At 66.9% G+C, this 19,122-nt stretch carries 22 protein-coding genes and 1 other RNA gene; 15 read left to right on the top strand and 8 right to left on the bottom strand.

The window, feature by feature from the left end; all coding sequences use genetic code 11:
- The first annotated feature begins 12 nt into the window (after positions 1–12).
- The 8 genes from rpmF (at position 13) to ASE58_RS12705 (ending at position 7,607) form a co-directional block, all read left to right on the top strand.
- Positions 13–192 carry a 50S ribosomal protein L32 gene (rpmF, locus tag ASE58_RS12740; protein ID WP_055757350.1) on the top strand — a complete coding sequence of 60 codons (180 nt, stop codon included), beginning with the start codon at positions 13–15 and terminating at the stop codon, positions 190–192.
- A 27-nt stretch (positions 193–219) separates the two neighbouring features.
- Positions 220–1,251 carry a phosphate acyltransferase PlsX gene (gene plsX, locus ASE58_RS12735; protein ID WP_055757351.1) on the top strand — a complete coding sequence of 344 codons (1,032 nt, stop codon included), beginning with the start codon at positions 220–222 and terminating at the stop codon, positions 1,249–1,251.
- Positions 1,248–2,210 (top strand): beta-ketoacyl-ACP synthase III, encoded by a 963-nt coding sequence (locus tag ASE58_RS12730; protein WP_055757354.1) that lies wholly within the window; start codon positions 1,248–1,250, stop codon positions 2,208–2,210. The genes plsX and ASE58_RS12730 overlap by 4 nt, the downstream gene beginning before the upstream one ends.
- A gap of 73 nt (positions 2,211–2,283) precedes the next feature.
- Positions 2,284–2,583 (top strand): integration host factor subunit alpha, encoded by a 300-nt coding sequence (locus ASE58_RS12725; RefSeq protein ID WP_055757356.1) that lies wholly within the window; start codon positions 2,284–2,286, stop codon positions 2,581–2,583.
- Between the two features lie 10 nt (positions 2,584–2,593).
- Positions 2,594–2,950, top strand: coding sequence for a MerR family transcriptional regulator (locus ASE58_RS12720; RefSeq protein WP_055821879.1), 357 nt, complete (start codon positions 2,594–2,596; stop codon positions 2,948–2,950).
- Positions 2,951–3,161: 211 nt separating this feature from the next.
- The gene (locus ASE58_RS12715) at positions 3,162–5,681 is read left to right on the top strand and encodes a penicillin-binding protein 1A (RefSeq protein ID WP_055821876.1); all 2,520 of its coding nucleotides are present in this window, start codon (positions 3,162–3,164) and stop codon (positions 5,679–5,681) included.
- Positions 5,682–5,737: 56 nt separating this feature from the next.
- Positions 5,738–6,865, top strand: coding sequence for a peptide chain release factor 2 (gene prfB, locus ASE58_RS12710; RefSeq protein ID WP_055757362.1), 1,128 nt, complete (start codon positions 5,738–5,740; stop codon positions 6,863–6,865).
- The gene (locus ASE58_RS12705; protein WP_055757364.1) at positions 6,855–7,607 is read left to right on the top strand and encodes a class I SAM-dependent methyltransferase; all 753 of its coding nucleotides are present in this window, start codon (positions 6,855–6,857) and stop codon (positions 7,605–7,607) included. Before prfB ends, ASE58_RS12705 begins: the two co-directional genes overlap by 11 nt.
- 191 nt (positions 7,608–7,798) lie before the next feature.
- Here the strand turns inward: ASE58_RS12705 and ASE58_RS12700 are convergent, their stop codons facing one another.
- The 4 genes from ASE58_RS12700 to ASE58_RS12685 are packed head-to-tail and all read right to left on the bottom strand — an operon-like array spanning position 7,799 to position 10,480.
- A complete protein-coding gene (locus tag ASE58_RS12700) occupies positions 7,799–8,323 on the bottom strand; it encodes an NUDIX hydrolase (protein ID WP_055821873.1) in 525 nt (174 codons plus the stop codon).
- Positions 8,320–8,988, bottom strand: coding sequence for a TPM domain-containing protein (locus ASE58_RS12695; protein ID WP_055821870.1), 669 nt, complete (start codon positions 8,986–8,988; stop codon positions 8,320–8,322). The genes ASE58_RS12700 and ASE58_RS12695 overlap by 4 nt, the downstream gene beginning before the upstream one ends.
- Positions 8,988–9,836, bottom strand: coding sequence for a TPM domain-containing protein (locus ASE58_RS12690; RefSeq protein ID WP_235515921.1), 849 nt, complete (start codon positions 9,834–9,836; stop codon positions 8,988–8,990). Before ASE58_RS12690 ends, ASE58_RS12695 begins: the two co-directional genes overlap by 1 nt.
- 53 nt (positions 9,837–9,889) lie before the next feature.
- A complete protein-coding gene (locus tag ASE58_RS12685) occupies positions 9,890–10,480 on the bottom strand; it encodes a LemA family protein (protein ID WP_055821863.1) in 591 nt (196 codons plus the stop codon).
- 82 nt (positions 10,481–10,562) lie between these two features.
- Here ASE58_RS12685 and mscL point away from each other — a divergent pair, with 82 nt between their 5' ends.
- Positions 10,563–11,024, top strand: coding sequence for a large conductance mechanosensitive channel protein MscL (gene mscL / locus ASE58_RS12680; RefSeq protein ID WP_055821859.1), 462 nt, complete (start codon positions 10,563–10,565; stop codon positions 11,022–11,024).
- Positions 11,025–11,118: 94 nt separating this feature from the next.
- Here mscL and ASE58_RS12675 read toward each other — a convergent pair whose 3' ends face one another.
- Positions 11,119–11,550: an RrF2 family transcriptional regulator gene (locus ASE58_RS12675; RefSeq protein ID WP_055759141.1), complete on the bottom strand. Its 432-nt coding sequence runs from the start codon at positions 11,548–11,550 to the stop codon at positions 11,119–11,121.
- 44 nt (positions 11,551–11,594) lie between these two features.
- Between ASE58_RS12675 and ssrA the strand changes: the two genes are divergently transcribed.
- Both ssrA and ASE58_RS12670 read left to right on the top strand, forming a co-directional pair.
- Positions 11,595–11,941, top strand: a transfer-messenger RNA (tmRNA) gene (ssrA, locus tag ASE58_RS17575).
- A gap of 305 nt (positions 11,942–12,246) precedes the next feature.
- The gene (locus ASE58_RS12670; protein WP_055821857.1) at positions 12,247–13,020 is read left to right on the top strand and encodes a TSUP family transporter; all 774 of its coding nucleotides are present in this window, start codon (positions 12,247–12,249) and stop codon (positions 13,018–13,020) included.
- Positions 13,021–13,172: 152 nt separating this feature from the next.
- Here ASE58_RS12670 and ASE58_RS12665 read toward each other — a convergent pair whose 3' ends face one another.
- Together ASE58_RS12665 and ASE58_RS12660 are read right to left on the bottom strand one after the other, a co-directional pair.
- Positions 13,173–14,282 carry a glycosidase gene (locus ASE58_RS12665; protein WP_055821854.1) on the bottom strand — a complete coding sequence of 370 codons (1,110 nt, stop codon included), beginning with the start codon at positions 14,280–14,282 and terminating at the stop codon, positions 13,173–13,175.
- The gene (locus ASE58_RS12660; protein WP_055821852.1) at positions 14,279–14,572 is read right to left on the bottom strand and encodes a chorismate mutase; all 294 of its coding nucleotides are present in this window, start codon (positions 14,570–14,572) and stop codon (positions 14,279–14,281) included. The genes ASE58_RS12665 and ASE58_RS12660 overlap by 4 nt, the downstream gene beginning before the upstream one ends.
- 118 nt (positions 14,573–14,690) lie before the next feature.
- Between ASE58_RS12660 and ASE58_RS12655 the strand changes: the two genes are divergently transcribed.
- A complete protein-coding gene (locus ASE58_RS12655) occupies positions 14,691–15,704 on the top strand; it encodes a polyprenyl synthetase family protein (RefSeq protein ID WP_055757384.1) in 1,014 nt (337 codons plus the stop codon).
- Between the two features lie 96 nt (positions 15,705–15,800).
- The gene (locus ASE58_RS12650; protein WP_055821848.1) at positions 15,801–16,193 is read left to right on the top strand and encodes a hypothetical protein; all 393 of its coding nucleotides are present in this window, start codon (positions 15,801–15,803) and stop codon (positions 16,191–16,193) included.
- A 241-nt stretch (positions 16,194–16,434) separates the two neighbouring features.
- On the opposite strand, the gene ASE58_RS12645 is transcribed toward ASE58_RS12650, so the two are convergent.
- Positions 16,435–17,421, bottom strand: a complete 987-nt coding sequence (locus ASE58_RS12645; protein ID WP_082468036.1) for an NAD(P)H-dependent flavin oxidoreductase — start codon at positions 17,419–17,421, stop codon at positions 16,435–16,437.
- A gap of 90 nt (positions 17,422–17,511) precedes the next feature.
- Here ASE58_RS12645 and ASE58_RS12640 point away from each other — a divergent pair, with 90 nt between their 5' ends.
- Together ASE58_RS12640 and ASE58_RS17570 are read left to right on the top strand one after the other, a co-directional pair.
- The gene (locus tag ASE58_RS12640; protein WP_055757391.1) at positions 17,512–17,928 is read left to right on the top strand and encodes a secondary thiamine-phosphate synthase enzyme YjbQ; all 417 of its coding nucleotides are present in this window, start codon (positions 17,512–17,514) and stop codon (positions 17,926–17,928) included.
- 69 nt (positions 17,929–17,997) lie between these two features.
- Positions 17,998–19,107 carry a LysM peptidoglycan-binding domain-containing protein gene (locus ASE58_RS17570; protein WP_200909361.1) on the top strand — a complete coding sequence of 370 codons (1,110 nt, stop codon included), beginning with the start codon at positions 17,998–18,000 and terminating at the stop codon, positions 19,105–19,107.
- Positions 19,108–19,122: the final 15 nt, after the last annotated feature.

The following is a 19,122-nucleotide window of genomic DNA, read 5'->3' as shown; positions in this document are numbered from 1 at the left end:
AAAGGTGCCGAAATGGCAGTTCCCAAGAGAAAGACCTCGCCCTCGAAGCGCGGTATGCGTCGCAGCCACGACTCGCTGAGCATCGAGTCGTTCCAGGAATGCCCGAACTGTGGCGAACTGAAGCGTCCGCACAACCTGTGCACCGCTTGCGGCCATTATAACGGTCGCGAAGTCGTCTCGGTCGAAGCGTAAACCGCTCAACCGGACAGGAAAGCACGCATGGCTGACGGTTCCTGGATCGCCATCGACGCGATGGGCGGTGACGAGGGGCTTGCCACCATGCTCGCTGGCGTCGCCCATGCCCGGCGACGCCACGAATCGATGCGCTTCCTGCTGGTCGGTGACGAGGCGGCGATTCGCGCCGGTCTCGAATCGCACCCGAACCTCAGTGCCGCGTCGGAGATCGTCCACGCGCCTGAGGTCGTCGGTTCTTCCGACAAGCCCAGCCAGGCGATTCGCCGTGCGAAAACCACGTCGATGGGGATTGCCATCAACCTGGTGAAGCAGGGTCGCGCCGCCGCCGCAGTGTCGTCGGGCAATACCGGCGCGCTGATGGCGATGGCGAAGCTCGCGCTGCGCACCATGCCTGGCATCGATCGTCCGGCGCTGGCGGCGCTGCTGCCTAGCCTTGGCGACAATGATCTGGTCATGCTCGACCTTGGCGCCAATGCCGAGTGCGATGCCCGCAACCTCGTCCAGTTCGCGGTGATGGGGGCAGCCTATGCCCGCACCGCGCTCGACCTCGAAAGCCCCCGCGTCGCGTTGCTGAACATCGGCACCGAGGAGCTGAAGGGCATCGACAGCGTGCGGGAGGCGGCAGCCACGCTGCGCGCGTCGCCGCATCTGCCGATGACCTTTTCGGGCTATATCGAGGGGGATCGCTTGTCGCGCGGACAGGTCGATGTCGTCGTGTGCGACGGTTTCTCGGGCAACATCGCGCTCAAGACCGCCGAGGGTACGGCACGCTTCGTCGGCGACCTGCTCAAGCGCGCGTTCCGTTCGTCGGTGCGTTCGAAGATCGGGTTCCTGATTTCGAAGCCCGCGACCGACCTGCTGCGCCATCATCTTGACCCCAACAACCATAACGGCGCGGTCTTCCTTGGCCTCAACGGGTTGGTGGTGAAGAGCCATGGCAGCGCCAATGCGATCGGCGTGTCCAACGCGATCCAGGTCGCCGCGAAAATGGTCCGCGACGACCTGACCCGCAGCATCGCCAGCGATCTGGCCGCAATCGAGGCACAGGCAGCATGATTCGCGCGATCGTCACCGGCACCGGATCGGCGCTCCCCGCCCATCGCGTCTCCAATGCCGAACTGGCCGCGCGGGTCGATACCACCGACGAATGGATCGTCGAGCGCACCGGCATCCGTTTCCGGCACATCGCCGCCGAGCATGAGACGACCTCGACGCTCGCCACCGATGCCGCGCGCGAAGCGATCGCCGCCGCGGGCCTCGACCCCGCGCAGATCGACCTGATCGTGCTGGCGACCGCCACCCCCGACCAGACGTTTCCGGCGACCGCGACCAAGGTGCAGGCGGCGCTCGGCATCGACGATTGCGTCGCGTTCGACGTGGCGGCGGTGTGTTCGGGCTTCCTCTATGCGGTGCAGGTCGCCGATTCGATGCTGCGCGCCGGCGTTCACGCCAAAGCGCTCGTCATCGGGGCCGAAACCTTCAGCCGCATCCTCGACTGGGAGGATCGCACGACCTGCGTCCTGTTCGGCGACGGCGCGGGCGCGATCGTGCTGGAGGCGACCGAGGAGGCGGACGGGCGCGGCATCCTGTCGACCCGGCTCCACGCCGATGGCCGCCACAATGGCCTGCTCTATGTCGATGGCGGGCCGTCGACCACCGGCACCGTCGGCAAGCTGCGCATGAAGGGCAAGGAAGTGTTCCGCCACGCGGTGGTGAACCTCGCCGCCGTCATGGGCGAATCGCTCGAGCTGGCCGGGCTGACCCCGGCCGATGTCGATTGGGTCGTGCCGCATCAGGCCAATGCCCGCATCCTCGATGCGACCGCGCGCAAGCTGAACCTCGCGCCCGAAAAGGTCGTCGTCACCGTCGACCGCCATGCCAACACGTCGGCCGCCTCCGTTCCGCTCGCGCTCGACGTCGCGGTGAAGGACGGCCGGATCCAGCGCGGCGATATCGTCGTGCTGGAGGCGATGGGGGGTGGCTTCACCTGGGGCGCCGCCGTAGTACGTTGGTAATCCTTTCGTATTTTTGAATCTTCGTATACGCCGTGCTAGCGCTTCGACATTGTTCGAAGGGGAAGAAGAACCGATGGCAACCGATGGCACGCTGACCCGCGCGGATCTCGCCGAGGAAATGCACCGCGAAATCGGCCTTTCGCGCGCCGATTCCGCCCGCGTGGTCGAACAGATTCTCGGCGCGATGTGCGAAGCACTGTCCAAGGGCGAGAACGTCAAGATTTCGGGCTTCGGCAGCTTCGTCCTGCGCGACAAGGGCGAACGTGTCGGCCGCAATCCAAAGACCGGGATCGAAGTGCCGATCGCCCCGCGCCGCGTCCTCACCTTCCGCGCCAGCCAGATGATGCGCGACCGCATCGTCGCGGCGAGCTGATCGGGCCGGATTGGCGCCCCCCGTCGACAAATCGGCCGGCGCCTATCGCTCGATCGGCGAGGTCGCGCGCGAACTGGGGGTACCGCAGCACCGGCTGCGCTATTGGGAAGGGCGCTTCCCGCAGATCAAGCCGCTGACCCGTGCCGGCGACCGCCGCCATTACCGGCCGGAGGATGTCGCGCTGCTGTGCCGTATCCACACTCTGCTCGGTGAACAGGGCTACACCGTGCGCGGCGTGCAGCAATTGCTGGCGCAGGAGGCGAAGGCCCCGCTGCCGGTCGCCCCGGCCCCCCGCCGCGCCGCGCGCATCACCGAACTGCGCGCCGTCCGGGCGCTGCTGTCCGACGCGCTGGCGGCGGATCGATGACTCTGGTTGCCTGTTCACCCCGTTCGTCCTGATTAGCCGCTGAGCTTGTCGAAGCGGCGTATCGAAGGACCGTCGCCACCAGTGCTTCGATACGGGTCTTTGACAAGCTCAGCCCCTACTCAGCACGAACGATTTCACATGTCGTGGCATGTTCGCCGTCGCGCGGCCTCTCCCTTTCCCCCACGGCCAAACCTGCTAAACCGCGCGGGCGATGAGCGTATCCGACACCGAAGCCACCCCCGACACCGCGCGCCCCAGCCGGCGCGCCCGTTTCGCCCGTATCCGGCGGCGGTGGTGGTTCCGCCTGCCTGCCGTCGCGCTGCTGCTGGCGGGCATCGGCGTGTTCCTCATCTGGCTGCTGCTGTGGCGCACCTTGCCGTCGGTCGATTCGCTACGCGCCTATGAACCGCCGCTGCCAACCAATGTGCGCGGGATCGAGGGCGATCCGATCCACAGCTATGCCCGCGAACGCCGCGTGCAGCTGTCCTATGCCGAATATCCGCCGCTGCTGGTCCGCGCGTTCCTGGCGGCCGAGGATCGCACCTTCTTCGAACACCACGGCGTCGATTATCCCGGCATCGCCGCGGCGATGTTCAGCAACCTGACGCGGAGCGGCCGCCCGATCGGCGCGTCGACAATCACGCAACAGGTGGCAAAGAACCTGCTGCTGACCAATGAGGTCAGCTATGTCCGCAAGGCGAAGGAGGCGCTGCTCGCCTATCGCATCGAAAGCGCGCTGACCAAGCAGCAGATCCTCGAACTCTATCTCAACCAGATCGCGCTCGGCCGCAACGCGTTCGGCGTGGAGGCGGCGTCCCACGCCTATTTCGGCAAGGAACTGCGCGAGCTGACGCTGCCGCAAATGGCGTATCTGGCGATCCTGCCCAAGGGGCCGTCCAACTACACGCCTGAACGCGGCTATGACCGCGCGATCAAGCGGCGCAACTGGGTGCTGGGCGAAATGGAGCGCAACGGCTTCATCACCGCGAGCCAGCGCACAGCTGCGGTCGCCCAGCCGCTCGGCACCATCCCGCGCCAGACCCCGCGCAAGGAAACCGCCGGCGGCTATTTCATCGAGGAAGTGCGCCGCCAGCTGATGAACCAGTTCGGCGAGAATGCGAAGGACGGCCCGTACAGCGTCTATGCCGGCGGGTTGTGGGTGCGCACCTCGCTCGACCCCAAGCTGCAGCAGGATGCGCAGGACGCACTGCGCGCCGGCCTCATCCGCTTCGATTCGGGGCGCGGCTGGTCGGGCCCGCTGAACAAGCCGCGCGCGCAGGTCGACGAGGATAATTGGCAGTCGGTGCTGCTCAACACCAACATCGCCCTCGATTATCAGGACTGGCAGGCAGCGATCGTCATCGCAAAGGACAGCGGCGAGGCGCGGATCGGCTTTGCCGACGGGCGCACCGGCGTCCTGCCGCGTGGCAATGCAGTGATGCCGGTGCGCGGGGTCGGCGGCACCGCCTTCGCCGCGATCCAGCCCGGCGATATCCTCGCGGTGGCGCCGGCCGGCTCACAATGGTCGCTGCGCTCGGTCCCGCGCGTGTCGGGCGGCATGGTGGTCGAGGACCCGCGCACCGGCCGTATCCTCGCGATGCAGGGCGGCTTCGACAGCCGCATCCAGTCGTTCAACCGCGCGACGCAGGCGATGCGCCAGCCCGGATCGACGATCAAGCCGATCGTCTATGCCGCCGCGCTGGAGGCGGGGATGACCCCGGCGTCGATCATCGTCGACGGCCCGTTCTGCGTGAACCAGGGCGGGCGGCTGGGCCAGAAATGCTTCCGCAACTTCGGCGGCGGCGGGGCGGGCCCGCACACCATGCGCTGGGGCGTCGAGCAGTCGCGCAACCTGATGACGGTGCGCGCGGCGGCACAGACCGGCATGGACAAGGTGAACGACCTGATCCAGCGCGTCGGCGTCAGCGATGAAAAGTTTCCGCCGTACCTCTCCTATGCGCTGGGCGCGGGGGAGACGACGGTCCTGCGCATGGTCAACGCGTATTCGATCCTGGCGAACCAGGGCCGCGAACTCGACCCCACCGTCATCGATTTCGTGCAGGACCGGCGCGGCAAGGTGATCCTGCCCGAAAACTGGCGCGCCTGCGACCGCTGCAACGCGCCCGACTGGGACGGCAAGCCGATGCCCCGCCCGCAGATCAAGGCGCGACAGGTGGTCGACGCGATGAGCGCGTACCAGATGGTGCACATCATGGAAGGCGTGATCCAGCGCGGCACCGCGACCACGCTGCGCGACCTGAACCGGCCGATCATGGGCAAGACCGGCACCTCGACCGGGCCGACCGACGTGTGGTTCGTCGGCGGATCGCCGCAGATGATCGCCGGGCTGTATCTGGGCTTCGACACGCCGCGTAACCTGGGCGGCTATGCACAGGGCGGCACGATCGCCGCGCCGATCTACAAGAGCTTCGCGGTCAAGGCGTATCAGGACATGGAGGTGCTGCCGTTCCGCGCGCCGGCGGGCATCCGCATGGTCCGCATCGACCGCGCCAGCGGCCGCCCGGTCTATGGCGGCTGGCCGACGACCGATCCCAAGGCCGGGATCATCTGGGAAGCGTTCAAGCCCGAGACCGAGGCACGCCGCGCCACCGGACGCCTTGGCGAAGCGCGCGCGCCCGTTACCCGCGATCCGACCCGCGCCGCGCGCCCCGCGCAACAGGCGCAGCCGCGCGACAGCGACTTCTTGCAACGCGAAGGGGGAATCTACTAGCGCGCCGCCCATATCGGCGGCATTCCCCCTGATTACTTATCCCCGGAGTTTTCCCCATGCGCGCCGAAGCGCAAGCCCATGTAGACAAGATCAACGATGCCCTCGCGCTGCTGCGCCGCTTTCTCGACTGGGACCGCGCGCTGCGCCGGCTGGACGAGCTGAACGCGCGCGTCGAGGATCAGGCATTGTGGAACGATCCCAAGGCCGCACAGGACGTAATGCGCGAACGCCGCCGGCTGGACGAGGCGATCACCGCCACCCGCGATATCGAACGCGACCTGTCCGACACCGTCGAGCTGATCGAGATGGCCGATGCCGAGGGCGACAGCGAGATGGCCGAGGAAGGCGTCGCGAACCTTGCCGAACTGGCGAAGCGCGCCGACCATGACAAGGTACAGGCGCTGCTGTCGGGTGAGGCCGATGGCAACGACACCTATATCGAGATCAACGCCGGTGCCGGCGGGACCGAAAGCCAGGACTGGGCCGGCATGCTGCAACGCATGTACACCCGCTGGGCCGAACGTCGCGGCATGAAGGTCGAGCTGGTCGATCAGCATTCGGGCGAACAGGCGGGCATCAAGTCGGCGACGCTGCTCATCAAGGGCGAGAATGCCTACGGCTTTGCCAAGACCGAGGGCGGGGTCCACCGCCTGGTCCGCATCAGCCCGTATGACAGCGCCGCGCGCCGCCACACCTCGTTCGCATCGATCTGGGTCTATCCGGTGATCGACGACAATATCGAGGTCGAATATAACGAAAGCGACCTGCGCATCGATACCTACCGCGCGTCGGGTGCCGGTGGTCAGCACATCAACACGACCGATTCGGCGGTGCGTATCACGCATATCCCGACCGGCATCGTGGTGCAGTGCCAGAACCAGCGTTCGCAGCACAAGAACAAGGCCGAGGCCTATAACCAGCTGCGCGCCCGCCTGTACGAGCGCGAGCTGGCGATCCGCGAGGCGGAGGCCAATGCCGAAAACGCGACCAAGACCGATATCGGCTGGGGCCACCAGATCCGCTCGTACGTGCTGCAGCCGTATCAGATGGTGAAGGACCTGCGCACCGGCGTCGTCTCCACCGCGCCGGGCGACGTGCTCGACGGCGCGCTCGACCCGTTCATGGCCGCCGCGCTGTCGCAGCGGGTGACCGGCGAATCGGTCGATGTCGAGGATGTCGACTGAGATGCGCCACGCCCTTCCGCTTGCGCTGCTGATGCTGGCCGGCTGCGACGCGACGCAGCCGAACCCGATCGCCAATGCGCAGCGGGAGGACAAGCCGGTGTTCCCCCGGGCCGACCGGCCGGTGGCGACGATCGTGTCGGCACGCTGGTCGACCGAGGAATCGCGCGACCGGTTGAACGAAGCCGAACTGGTGATGGACAAGGCCAGCATCGCGCCCGGCATGACCGTCGCCGATATCGGCGCGGGCGAGGGCTATTACACCATCCGTCTCGCCCAGCGGGTCGGTGCCGACGGCCGCGTGCTGGCCGAGGATATCATTCCGCAGATTCGCGACGCGCTGGCGCAGCGCGTGGCGCGCGAACGGCTGGATAATGTCAGCGTCCGGCTGGGCGAACCGGACGATGCGAAACTGCCGATCGGCAGCTTCGACCGGGTGCTGATGGTGCACATGTACCACGAGATCGCCGAGCCATACGCGTTCCTGTGGAACCTGCGCCCCAGCCTGCGTCCCGGCGGGCAGGTGGTGGTGGTCGACGCCGACCGCCGCACGCAGAACCACGGCACCCCGCCCGCGCTGCTGAAATGCGAATTCGAAGCGGTCGGATATCGGCTGGTCGAGCTGCAGAAGATGCCCTCGGCCGGCGGCTATATCGCGATGTTCACGCCGGACGGGCGACGCCCGGAACCGAAGAACATCGTACCGTGCCGCGTGCCGGCGGCGACGCCTGCGGCCAAGGGCTGATCTCTCCCTCCCCACCGCGCTTCCGTTTGGTTCGAAGCACACGGGAGAATCGGAAAACGAGAGCGGAGCGTAGGCAGCGAACCTATCCCCACCCGTCACCCCGGGCTTGACCCGGGGTCCCGCTTCTTCCTTCGTCGCCAACCGCCAACAAAGCGGGACCCCGGATCAAGTCCGGGGTGACGAAAGGAGGCTCACCCCAACAGATACGGCGCCAACAGCAACAACAGCTTCACATCGACCGCCTTGCCCGCCGCGCGCCGGTCCGCGATGAACGCGGCCACGTCCGCCAGCTTCACCCGGTGGACCACGATATCCTCCCCCGGCACCCCGCCGCCGTCGCCGACCTTCACCAGCGCACCGGCCCGAAACAGCGTGAAGCTCTCCGACACCATCCCCGGCGAGGAATGATATTCGCCCAGCGACACCATCGTGCCCGCGCGATAGCCGGTTTCCTCCTCCAGCTCGCGCGTCGCCGCCACCGCCGCCGCTTCGCCGGCGGCATCGTCGCCGACCAGCCCGGCGGGCAGTTCGATGCAGTTGCGGCCCAGCGGCACGCGATATTGTTCGACCAGCAGGACATGACCGTCATCGACCGCGACGATCACCGCTGCGCCGATGCCGTTCGCCCGGCCGACATATTCCCAGCGGCCGCGCTTTTTCGCGGTGATGAAGCGGCCCGCCCACATCACCTCTTCGGGTGCATCGGCGTCGATCATAGTTCGATCAACCGGTCGGGGAGTTCGTTCATTTGCCTGTCTCCTGTCGGAAAATGTTCGGTCAGCACCTGGCCGATCGCGCCCACCGCCTGAACGATGCCGTCGGCCGGGCGATCCTGTTTCAGCGCGACCAGCAACGCCGCCAGCGCGTCGCCCCACACCGCCTGGTCCACCCGGTCGTGGATCGCGGCCTCCGCGATCAGTTCGGCACGATGTTCGTCGAGCGAGAGGTAGAGCAGCACGCCGGTCGCCGCCACCGTGCGGCGTTCGGCGGCGGCGCGGAACAGCAGCAGCGCGCGGGTATGGACCCGCCGCGCCTTGGTCGACGCCGGGGTCAGCGCCATGCGCAGCGGCATCCACGCGCAGCCATAGCGCACGATCAGGAACACCGCGGCCTGCACCCACGCCATCGTCGTCAGCAGGAACAGCGGGGCAGGGGCATCGCCCCACGGCTCGGCCCAGCCATGGAACGCCAGCAGCCATCCCGGCCACAGCGCGGTCGCGGCCAGCACCAGCAACATCGCCAGCACCGCCATGTGCAGCCCGACATCATGATAGGCGTCGGACCGCCGGGCGAGCACGACGACGATCTCGCCTTCGGTCGTTGCCTCTGCGGTGGCCACGGCATCGCGGATGCGCACGCGATCGGTATCGGTCAGCTGCATCACCAATTCCCCGACGCGCCGCCGCCGCCGCCGGAGCCGCCACCCCCGCCGGTAAAGCCGCCACCGCTCCAGCCGCCACCCGAACTGCCGCGCGACGATCCGCCGGACCATCCCCCGCCACGACTGCCGCCGCGCGCGGCACTGCGCGCCAATTCGTCGGCGATCGACCACAGCACGACCTGCGCGACATCGCCCGCCGTGCTGCTCCGATGCGGCTGGCCCCATGGGCCCCGCCGCCGCCGGCGCGACACGGCAAGGATACCAAAGATCAACAGGCCGACCCCGATGAAGAACACGATGCCGATCACCGCACCGCCATCCGGGTCCGATGTCTGCTGGCGACGCCCCCGGTCGAACGCGTCGGCGGCGGCATCGACCTTTGCCTGCGCCTCTTCCGGGCTGGCACGCAGCAGCGCGATCACCGCATCGGTGCCCGCCGTCATCGCCGCCGGAACATCGCCCGACTTCAGCTTCGGCATCATTTGTTGTTCGATGATCGTACGCGACATCGCGTCGGTCAGCACCGGCTCCAGTCCATAGCCGACCTCCAGCCGTGGTCCGCGCTGCCCGGCGGGATTGTTCGGCGCGATCAGAAGGATGACGCCGTTATCCACACCCTTCAGACCGACCCCCCAGGCGCGCAGCAGTTTGTTGGCATATTCCTCCAGCGGATAGCCCTGCACGTCGCCGATCGTGGCGACGACCAGCTGCCGCTTGGTATCCCGCTGTAAAGCCTGCAATTTCTGCGTCAGGTCGGCACGGGTCTCCGCCGGCAGGACGTTGGCGTCGTCGACGACCAGCCCGGAAAACTTCGGAAATGTCTGCGCGGCCGCCGGCAGCGCAACCATTGTCCACAACGTTATCCACAGGGCGAACAGGATGCGCCGCATGGGGCTACGCGTCAGTTCGCGTTGCCGAAATCGACCTGCGGCGCGACCTCGGCCCCGGCCTGCGCCTGGAAGCTCTGCTTGGGTTTTGCGCCGTAAAAGACCTTGGCCCCGATCGCGTCGGGAAAGGTGCGGATGCGCGTGTTATAGGCCTGTACCGCTTCGTTGTAGTAGCGCCGCGCATTCGTGATGCGGTTCTCGGTCCCCTCCAGCTCCGATTGCAACGCCAGGAAATTCTGGTTGCTGGTCAGCTGCGGATACGCCTCGACCACGGTGCGCAACTGGCCCAGCGCCTGGGTCAGCTGGTTCTGCGCTGCCTGAAACTTCTGAAAGGTTGCCGGGTCGGACAGGTCGTCGGTAGTGACGTTGATCGACGTCGCCTGTGCGCGGGCCTGCGTCACCTGCGTCAGCACGCGCTCTTCCTGCTTCGCGAACCCCTTCACCGTCGCGACCAGGTTGGGGATCAGGTCGGCGCGGCGCTGATACTGGTTCTGCACCTCGCCCCATTTGGCGTTCACCTCTTCCTCGGCGGTCGGCACGCTGTTTACGCCGCACGCCGCCAGCGGCACCGCCGCCATCACCATCATCGCCCGCCGCATGTGCATGTCTTCCCACCTGAACCTTGCCTATTGCCATCGTATCGAAGCACTATGGCGCCCTCAAGCAGAGACGGGAGGGTCCAAGTCCATGCTCAAGGAGTTCCGCACCTTCGTCGCGCGCGGCAACGTGCTCGACCTCGCGGTCGGCGTCATCATCGGCGCGGCGTTCGGCACGATCACCAAATCGCTGACCGACGACATCATCATGCCGGTCATCGGCTGGCTGTTCGGCGGGTTCGATTTTTCGAGCTATTTCGTCCAGCTGGGCCCGATCCCCGCGACCTATACGGGCAGCCCGGACAACTACACCGCGCTGAAGGAAGCCGGCGTGCCGCTGTTCGGCTATGGCCAGTTCGTCAGCGTGATCATCAATTTCCTGATCCTCGCGTTCATCGTGTTCCTGCTGGTGAAGTTCGTGAACCGTGCGATCGCGACGGTGCATCAGGAACAGAAGACCGGCGACGTGCCCCCCGCCGCCGATCCGCCCGAAGTCGCGCTGCTGCGCGAAATCCGCGACGAACTGCGCGCCGGAAAGAAGCTGCCCGAATAATGCCGCACCCCCGCGCAGGCGGGGGTCCAGCGCCAGGAACGCGGCGGCAATGCGTGGAACCCTGGACCACCGCCTGCGCAGGGGTACGGGAGGGTCAGGCCGCGGCCAGTTCCTGCGCAGCCGCCGCTGCCAAGCTGGTGCCATCGAGGATGCGCGCGGTTTCGTCGCGCACCCGCGCCATCGCGTGGCGGATGGCGCAGCTCGCCTCGTCCTTGCAATCGCCGCACGGGCGGTACGCGGTGCGGCTGACGCACGGCACCAGCGCCAGCGGTCCTTCGATCACGCGGATGATCTCGCCCAGCGAAATGAGGTGCGCCGGCCGGGCAAGGTGGTAGCCGCCCGCCTTGCCGCGCGTCGACGACAGGAACCCCGCCTCGCGCAGGTCGGCGAGGATCAGTTCGAGGAACTTGCGCGGCACATTCGCGGCGGTGGCGATGCGGTGCATCGGCATCGGTGCCTCGCCCGCAGGCTGTTCGGCCAGAAACAGCATCGCGCGAAGCGCATAGCGGGAACGCTGGGTCAGCATGATCCGATTGCCCATGCCACCGCATCGCGCGCAAGGGAAGTCCGCTTCTTTTCAAAGCGCTTCCGAACGCCTATATGCCCTTTTGTCGGCTTCCAGCCGGCTATGACGATAAACTGCGGCGTGCAATAGACGCAGCGGACCCGGGGGCAGTACCCGGCGGCTCCACCATAAGGTGGTGTTTCTGGACACCGTTTCTGACGGGGCCGAACCAGGATCGACGTGTGTTGAAAAGCGCTGTTTTCGTTCGGAATGGGACCACCGCAACGGCCCATACACACAAGTGCCAACGATAACGAAGCACTCGCGATTGCAGCGTAACTAAGGGCCTCACGGCCTGAAGTTACTCTAAAATAGCGCGGTTGGACCGAACCGGGCAACAGAATCGGATTCCAGCGGTACGGGGAGCACCGGGCAACAGAAGCTCCCCACCTGTCCACGAATTTGATCTGGACGGCAGGCGGCGCAGGTTGGGGTCTTTGACCGCCATGCGCCATCCTTCCAGAATCCGCCCTCTTCCATCGTCACCCCGGACTTGATCCGGGGTCCCGCTTCTTTTCCAACCGCTGTGAATAGCGGGACCCCGGATCAAGTCCGGGGTGACGGAAGGGGCGCTTCGTCGAAAGGTCGACGTCGAATGACGACGGGATACGGGCCGGGAGGTTCCCCGCGCGCGGCATCCACGCTACGCCCCGCGCCATGGACACCCAACTCATCGCCCTGCTCATGCTGGTCGCGTTCTGCGCCGGTACCATCGATGCGATGGCGGGCGGGGGCGGGCTCATCACCATCCCGGCGCTGCTCGCCGCCGGCGTCCCGCCGGTCGTGGCGCTCGGCACCAACAAGCTGCAAAGCGCGTTCGGCACCGCCGGTGCAACCTTCGCCTTCTGGCGCAAGGGGCATATCGACCTCCACCGGTCGTGGCGGCTCGCACTCGCCTCGTTCGGCGGGGCGGCGGTCGGCGCGGCGCTGGTGCAGCGGATCGACCCGCATTTCCTTGCCGGGCTGCTGCCGATCTTGCTGGTCGTGATGGCGCTGTATTTCCTGTTCGGGCCGCGCCTGTCCGATGTCGACACCCATGTCCGGCTCGCACCCGCCGGGCTGCTGCTCGCGGTGGCAGGGATCGGCACCTATGACGGGTTTTTCGGCCCCGGCACCGGATCGTTCTTCACGTTGCTGCTGGTCACCGCCGCCGGCATGGGCGCGACGCGGGCGGTGGCGCATACCAAGCTGCTGAACCTCGCCAGCAACCTGGCCGGCGTCGCGGTGCTGGTCGCGGGCGGCCATGTGTGGTGGACGCTGGGCCTCGCCATGGCGGTCGCCAGCATCGCCGGGGGACAGCTCGGCGCGGCGCTGGCGATCCGTTTCGGCGGGAAGGCGATCCGGCCGCTGCTGGTGGTCGTGTCGCTGGCGCTGACGGTGAAGCTGGTCGCGGACCCGGCCAATCCGCTGCGGGTGTGGCTGGGGGTGTAGCTCTCTCCCGTTCGGTTCGAGCAGCTTCGAGCTTGTCGAGAAGCGTCCGTCGAGAACTTGGCCGTTCGGGGCAACCCCTTCTCGACTTCGGTTCTCGACAAGCTCGAACCTGCGCTCGAAGCGAACGGGGTGGGGAATGATGGAGGAGGAGATCAGTCCAGCCGCGCGCCCGCAATCCGCGTCAACCGGCACGCCAGGTCCGCTTCCCCCGACGCCACGATCCAGTCCGCTCCATCCGCCACGATGCCCGTGGTGAACACCACCGGCTGCGGCAGATACGCCTGATGCGCGATCGGCGCGATCAGTGCCGAAGCCGCCTCCAGCACCGGTCGCGATTCGTCGCGCTCCAGCACCGTGCGTGCCTCCGCATCGATCAGCGCGCGATAGGTGCGATACACCCCGACCGCGCCCTGTTTCTCGACACCGTGATACAGCAGCATCCACCCGCGCTGCGTCCGCACCGGCGGCGTGCCCCCGCCCAGCTTGTACGCCGCCGCCCCCTTCAACGGCCGCAGCGCCGGTTCGCTCAACGGCCGCCAGTGCAGCATGTCGGGGGAGGTCGCCAGGTTGATGCTCGGCCCGCTGCCCTCCGCCCCATCGGGGGCCGCGACGAACCACGCATCCGACAAGGGCCGCGTCAGCGACACATGGCGATCGCCGACCCGCCCCTCGAACGGCACCATGTCCTTGTTGCCATGGTCCAGCACGATCCCCTGCGACCGCCAATCGAATCCGTCCTCCGACCGGTACATCACGGTGCACAGCCGCCCACCCGACACGCCGCACACTGTCATCCAGTAGGTGCCGTCGATCAGGACGATGCGCGGGTCCTCGACGCCGTACTGCGCGTAAGGCGCCGACGGTTCGACCGCGCGGTCGTAATGCACCGCCACCACCCGCTGCCCATCGGCCGACAGCTCGACCGGCAACAGCCACGACAGCGACGTGAGGCCGAGGAACGGGTACGCCCCGCCCTTCAACGAAAAGAAGCGTGGATCGCTGACATCCGCCGCATCCGCCGGAAATGCGTCGAGGACATAGCGTCCGGCCGTCCAGCGGATCGAGCGCACATGGCCGTCCCGCACCGGTTCGCTCAGCGCCTCGGCGACCCGCACCAGCAGCAGCAGGTTGCCGTTCGGCAACCGCGTCAGCGCCGGGTTGAACGCCCCCAGCACGAAGGTCGGCTCGGCGATGCCCCGCCGCAGCGGCGATCGGGTCAGGTCGACATCGTCGGGCGCGAAGACGATGCGGTCGTCGCTCACCGTGCCGCCCCGTCGTCCTGCAGCGACTGGTGATGGCGAATCACCTCGTCAATGATGAAGCGCAGGAACTTCTCGGAAAATTCGGGATCGAGATCGGCATCGCGGGCGAGCGACCGCAGCCGCGCGATCTGCGATTCCTCGCGCCCCGGATCGGCGGGAGGCAGGCCGTTCTCGGCCTTGTAGTGGCCCACCGCCTGCGTCACCTTGAACCGCTCGGCGAGCAGGAAGACCAGCGCCGCATCGATATTGTCGATGCTCTGGCGGAAGCGTTGCAGCGTCGCGTCGGGCATGATGTCCTTCCTGATCGGCGGCGGGAGCCGGGGACTGCCCCTTTCGCGCGACGGGACGTGGGTTGCAACCCGCCTTTCCCTTGCGTTCGCGTGTGCGAACGGCCACATCGCTTGGGACATGACGGCTACCCTGCACCGCCTCGACAAGCGCACCGACCCCTCGCTCGATCCGCTGATGGCGCTGGTCGCCGACGACATGAATCGCGTCAACGCGGTCATCCTCGATCGCATGCAGTCGAAAATCCCGCTGATCCCCGAACTGGCCGGTCACCTGATCGCCGGCGGGGGCAAGCGGATGCGGCCGATGCTGACGCTCGCGAGTGCACGGCTGATCGGCTATGGCGGCACGCGCCATCACCTGCTGTCGGCGGCGGTCGAGTTCATCCACACCGCGACGCTGCTGCACGACGATGTGGTCGACGGGTCGGATCTGCGCCGGGGCAAGCGCACTGCCAACATCATCTGGGGCAATCCGGCCAGCGTGCTGGTCGGTGACTTCCTGTTTTCCAAGAGCTTCGAACTGATGGTCGAGGCGGAAAGCCTGAAGGCGCTGCGCGTCCTGTCGGGTGCCTCCGCCGTGATCGCCGAGGGCGAGGTCAACCAGCTGACCGCGATCCGCCGGATCGACACGCCCGAGGATCGCTATCTCGACATCATCGGGGCGAAGACCGCCGCGCTCTTCGCCGCCGCGTGCCGCATCGCCGCGATCGTCGCCGATCGCTCCGACGCCGACGAAGCCGCGCTCGACGCCTATGGCCGCAACCTCGGCATCGCGTTCCAGCTGGTCGACGACGCGATCGATTACGTGTCCGACGCCGATACCATGGGCAAGGACGCGGGCGACGATTTCCGCGAGGGCAAGATGACGCTGCCCGTCATCCTCGCCTATGCGCGCGGCGACGAGGAATCGCGGGCGTTCTGGCGCGACGCGGTGTCGGGCAAGCGGGCGAGCGACGCCGATCTGGCGCACGCGATCACCCTGATCCGGTCGACCCGTGCGGTCGACGACACGCTGGCGCGCGCCCGCCATTATGGCCAGCGGGCGATCGATGCGATCGGGCGTTTCCCCAATGGTCCGGCGAAGGATGCGATGATCGAAGCGGTCGAGTTCGCGATCCGCCGCGCCTACTGAACCGGATACGATTCGGCAGGAAACGCTTTATAAACAATATCCTGTGACATTTCGTGCCGCGCACGACGCTGTGCGCCGCCACGCTACAGGACAACCATGCAGATCGCCGACGATCCCGCCTTTCGCGGGGCCATCACTTCCGCGCCGTGGATGCTGGACTTCGCATTGTTCGGGCATTGGGACCTCGGCACCGTCGGGCGCTTCGGCGCGGCGATTCGCGACGCGGTGATGCGGCTGCCGTCGCTCGGCGTCCGGCCGGGGGAGCAGGTCGCGCTGTTCGACATCACCGGCTTCGCGGTCCAGTCGCCCGACGTCCTCGCCGCGATCGGCGCCATCGCTGACCGTTCGCGCACGACCTCGCGCAAGATCGCGCTGGTGCGCAACAGCGCGCTGCTGTCGATGCAGGCGAAGCGCGCGCTGCCCCACCTGCCGATGTTCGATTCGCGTGAGGAAGCGCTGGCATGGTTGCGCGAAGAGGAAGCGGCCTGACCCTCCCACTAACGTCACCCCGGGCTTGACCCGGGGTCCCGCTGCCTTGCCCAGCGCCAGAAGAAGAAGCGGGACCCCGGATCAAGTCCGGGGTGACGTTCATGCCGGGCTTTCCTACAGCCCCACGCCCTGCGACACTCCGGTCACGCTCTTTCGCATCGTGACCGCGTGACCCCCGCCACGGTAAACGCCACGCCGCGTGCGAAACCGTGGCGAGTGTGAACTTTGTGAACTTTGGGGTTCAGGCCGCCCGTTTTTCCAGCGCCTGCGCGGCCTCCGCCATCAGCGTGGCGATGATCTCGGCCGCCGGTTCTTCCTTCGTCACCATGCCGACCGACTGCCCGGCCATCAGGCTGCCATGCTCGACATCGCCGTCGATCACCGCACGGCGCAGCGCCCCGGCCCAATAATGTTCGATCTGCAACTGCGCCTCGGCCATCGCGACGCTGCCTTCGTCGAGCAACTGCGCCACTTCGCGCTGCTTGGCGGTGAACAGCTCGCCCCCGGCATTCTTCAGTGCGCGCACCGGAATGACGGGCAGCCGCGCATCGATCTGCACGCTGGCCACGGCATCGCGCGCCGACGCCCGCAGGAACGCCTTCTTGAACGCCGGATGCGCGATCGATTCGGTCGCGCAGACGAATCGCGTGCCGAGCTGCACGCCCGCCGCACCCATATCGAGGTAGCCGGCGATCGCCTCGCCCCGGCCGATCCCGCCGGCGACGAACACCGGGACCTGCTCGGCGACCTCGGGCAGCATTTCCTGCGCCAGCACGCTGGTAGAGACGGGGCCGATATGGCCGCCGGCCTCCATCCCCTCGATCACCAGCGCATCGGCGCCCGACCGGATCAGCTTCTTGGCAAGCGCGAGGGCAGGGGCGAACGCGATGACCTTAGCCCCCGTCGCCTTGATCGCCTCCAGCGACCCCTTGGGCGGCAGGCCGCCGGCCAGCACGACATGGGTGACGCGGTGGCGGCCGCACACGTCGATCAGGTCGAACAGCGCCGGGTGCATCGTGATCAGGTTCACGCCGAACGGCTTGTCCGTCAGCGCCTTGGTCCCGGTAATCTCGGCATCCAGCAGCTCGGGCGTCATCGCCCCGCACGCGATCACGCCGAACCCGCCGGCGTTGGAGATGGCGGCCACCAGGTTGCGTTCGGACACCCACGACATCGCGCCGCACAGGATCGCGGTGTCGGAGCCAAGGAATTCACAGCCGCGCGCCATGCGGCGCGCCAGGCGCTCGGCGCCGATCGATGCGTTGGTCATGGCTCCCGCCTAGCGCGGGGCGACCGCTTCGGGCAAGCAGGGACGATGATGCGACAGGAACATGGCGAGCTGGTGGTGGTCACCAACGGGCAGGGGCTGGTGCTGGTAACGGGGCAGGTGCGCCACTGGGTCGAATCGACCGGCATCGCCGACGGGCTGCTCACCCTGTTCTGCCGCCACACCTCCGCCTCGCTGCTGATCCAGGAAAATACCAGTGAGACGGCGCGCGACGATCTGGAGCGCTATTTCCGCCACATCGCGCCCGAAAGCGACCGCTATGCCCATGCCGAGGAAGGGCCGGACGACATGCCCGCACATCTGCGCACCGCGCTGACCGGCGTGTCGCTGTCGATTCCGGTGGTCGGTTACCGCCCGGTGCTGGGCATCTGGCAGGGTATCTACCTGTTCGAACACCGGAGAGCCGCGCACCGGCGGCGCGTCGCGGTCCACCTGATCGGCGAGTAGCCAACGGCGGATACGCAGTTCGCTCCGCGCGTTCAGGGAGCAGGGCTGAGCTGACGAAGCGAGTACGCTATGGCAGGCGGACGTATTCACATCGTAGGGCAGGGAGAAACCCTGTCGCTTATCGCACGACGCTATGGCACCGGTGTTCGGACGCTCGCCCGTCTCAACGGGATTCGCAATCCCGATCGGATCGGCATCGGTCAGCGGTTGCTGCTTCCAGGTGCGCTATCGCCTCCAACGCGCCGGACAGCGCCGCGGCCTTCCCGACAAACGACCCAGATCGGCGGCGGGCGTCTGGAGCTGACGGCGATTGATGTCTTGAACATCAAAAAGACGGTGCAGACCGAATGGGTACAATGGGCCGGTGCTGCGCAGGCGCACGGCATCATTGATACCATTTTGAATCGCACGGCATCTGGCCGTTGGGGATCAACCGTTGCCAGCGTAGTGAACGCTCCGTTCCAGTTCTCGGACATCAATGGCCCCATTTCTCGACGGCATGGACGCCGTTCCGTAGAGCAGTATCCCGCAAGCTCGATCAGTACGCGAGTTCATCAGACAGTAGATGATTATCTCGCACTGCGAGCCGCGGGGCGGGCATCGATCGTCGATACGCATTTGAATTATGCCAACCCGAAATATTCGGATGCAAAGAACCTCAAGTGGATAAACGCTTTGGATGGTCCACGGCTCGGTCGTGGCGATGCCGTCCACTATCATGGCACTGTGCCCGAACTGCAACGCCGCCGCCCTGGCCGGTTTCGCGTGGTTTTGTCCGAAACTGCGGAGCCGGACCATCGGCCGCCGGCAACGGCTAACACGATCGATGGGAATGCCGTAGCCGCAGCGAACGGCGTCCAGGTGAAAAATGCCGGAGTTCGGATCGGGCGCCTTGATCCTGCCATGAGCCTAGTGATCCGTGCGGTTGCCGAGATCGCTGTGCAACAGAATCTGCCGACCCCGGTCATCACGTCCGGGAACGACAGCCATCACGGTCGTCGATCCCTCCACTATGCCGATCGGGCACTCGATTTCCGCGGCAACAATATTACCGTGGCGCAGGGGCGAGCCTTGCAGGTGGCAGTCCGCCAACGGTTGGGGAACGACTATGATGTCCTGTTTGAAACCTTTCCGAATCCGGCGAACAACCACCTGCGCGTCGAACATGACCCGAACTGACGGCGGTTGGGTGCA

Source organism: Sphingomonas sp. Leaf9, from assembly GCF_001421355.1.
GTDB lineage: Bacteria > Pseudomonadota > Alphaproteobacteria > Sphingomonadales > Sphingomonadaceae > Sphingomonas.
Note: the sequence above shows the minus strand (reverse complement) of the source record. Positions and strands in the feature narration are given on the sequence as shown.

Bases quoted from the DNA above. Each gene is read 5' to 3' on its own strand.
- ASE58_RS12660 (WP_055821852.1), bottom strand. From the start codon at position 14,572: ATGCCCGACGCGACGCTGCAACGCTTCCGCCAGAGCATCGACAATATC.
- ASE58_RS12725 (WP_055757356.1), top strand. From the start codon at position 2,284: ATGGCAACCGATGGCACGCTGACCCGCGCGGATCTCGCCGAGGAAATG.
- ASE58_RS12650 (WP_055821848.1), top strand. From the start codon at position 15,801: ATGCAGATCGCCGACGATCCCGCCTTTCGCGGGGCCATCACTTCCGCG.
- ASE58_RS12690 (WP_235515921.1), bottom strand. From the start codon at position 9,836: ATGGTTGCGCTGCCGGCGGCCGCGCAGACATTTCCGAAGTTTTCCGGG.
- prfB (WP_055757362.1), top strand. From the start codon at position 5,738: ATGCGCGCCGAAGCGCAAGCCCATGTAGACAAGATCAACGATGCCCTC.
- ASE58_RS12730 (WP_055757354.1), top strand. From the start codon at position 1,248: ATGATTCGCGCGATCGTCACCGGCACCGGATCGGCGCTCCCCGCCCAT.
- ASE58_RS12675 (WP_055759141.1), bottom strand. From the start codon at position 11,550: ATGCTGACCCAGCGTTCCCGCTATGCGCTTCGCGCGATGCTGTTTCTG.
- plsX (WP_055757351.1), top strand. From the start codon at position 220: ATGGCTGACGGTTCCTGGATCGCCATCGACGCGATGGGCGGTGACGAG.
- ASE58_RS12705 (WP_055757364.1), top strand. From the start codon at position 6,855: ATGTCGACTGAGATGCGCCACGCCCTTCCGCTTGCGCTGCTGATGCTG.
- ASE58_RS12645 (WP_082468036.1), bottom strand. From the start codon at position 17,421: ATGGCGCGCGGCTGTGAATTCCTTGGCTCCGACACCGCGATCCTGTGC.
- ASE58_RS17570 (WP_200909361.1), top strand. From the start codon at position 17,998: ATGGCAGGCGGACGTATTCACATCGTAGGGCAGGGAGAAACCCTGTCG.
- ASE58_RS12640 (WP_055757391.1), top strand. From the start codon at position 17,512: ATGCGACAGGAACATGGCGAGCTGGTGGTGGTCACCAACGGGCAGGGG.
- ASE58_RS12670 (WP_055821857.1), top strand. From the start codon at position 12,247: ATGGACACCCAACTCATCGCCCTGCTCATGCTGGTCGCGTTCTGCGCC.
- ASE58_RS12695 (WP_055821870.1), bottom strand. From the start codon at position 8,988: ATGCAGCTGACCGATACCGATCGCGTGCGCATCCGCGATGCCGTGGCC.
- ASE58_RS12715 (WP_055821876.1), top strand. From the start codon at position 3,162: ATGAGCGTATCCGACACCGAAGCCACCCCCGACACCGCGCGCCCCAGC.
- rpmF (WP_055757350.1), top strand. From the start codon at position 13: ATGGCAGTTCCCAAGAGAAAGACCTCGCCCTCGAAGCGCGGTATGCGT.
- ASE58_RS12655 (WP_055757384.1), top strand. From the start codon at position 14,691: ATGACGGCTACCCTGCACCGCCTCGACAAGCGCACCGACCCCTCGCTC.
- ASE58_RS12700 (WP_055821873.1), bottom strand. From the start codon at position 8,323: ATGATCGACGCCGATGCACCCGAAGAGGTGATGTGGGCGGGCCGCTTC.
- ASE58_RS12685 (WP_055821863.1), bottom strand. From the start codon at position 10,480: ATGCACATGCGGCGGGCGATGATGGTGATGGCGGCGGTGCCGCTGGCG.
- mscL (WP_055821859.1), top strand. From the start codon at position 10,563: ATGCTCAAGGAGTTCCGCACCTTCGTCGCGCGCGGCAACGTGCTCGAC.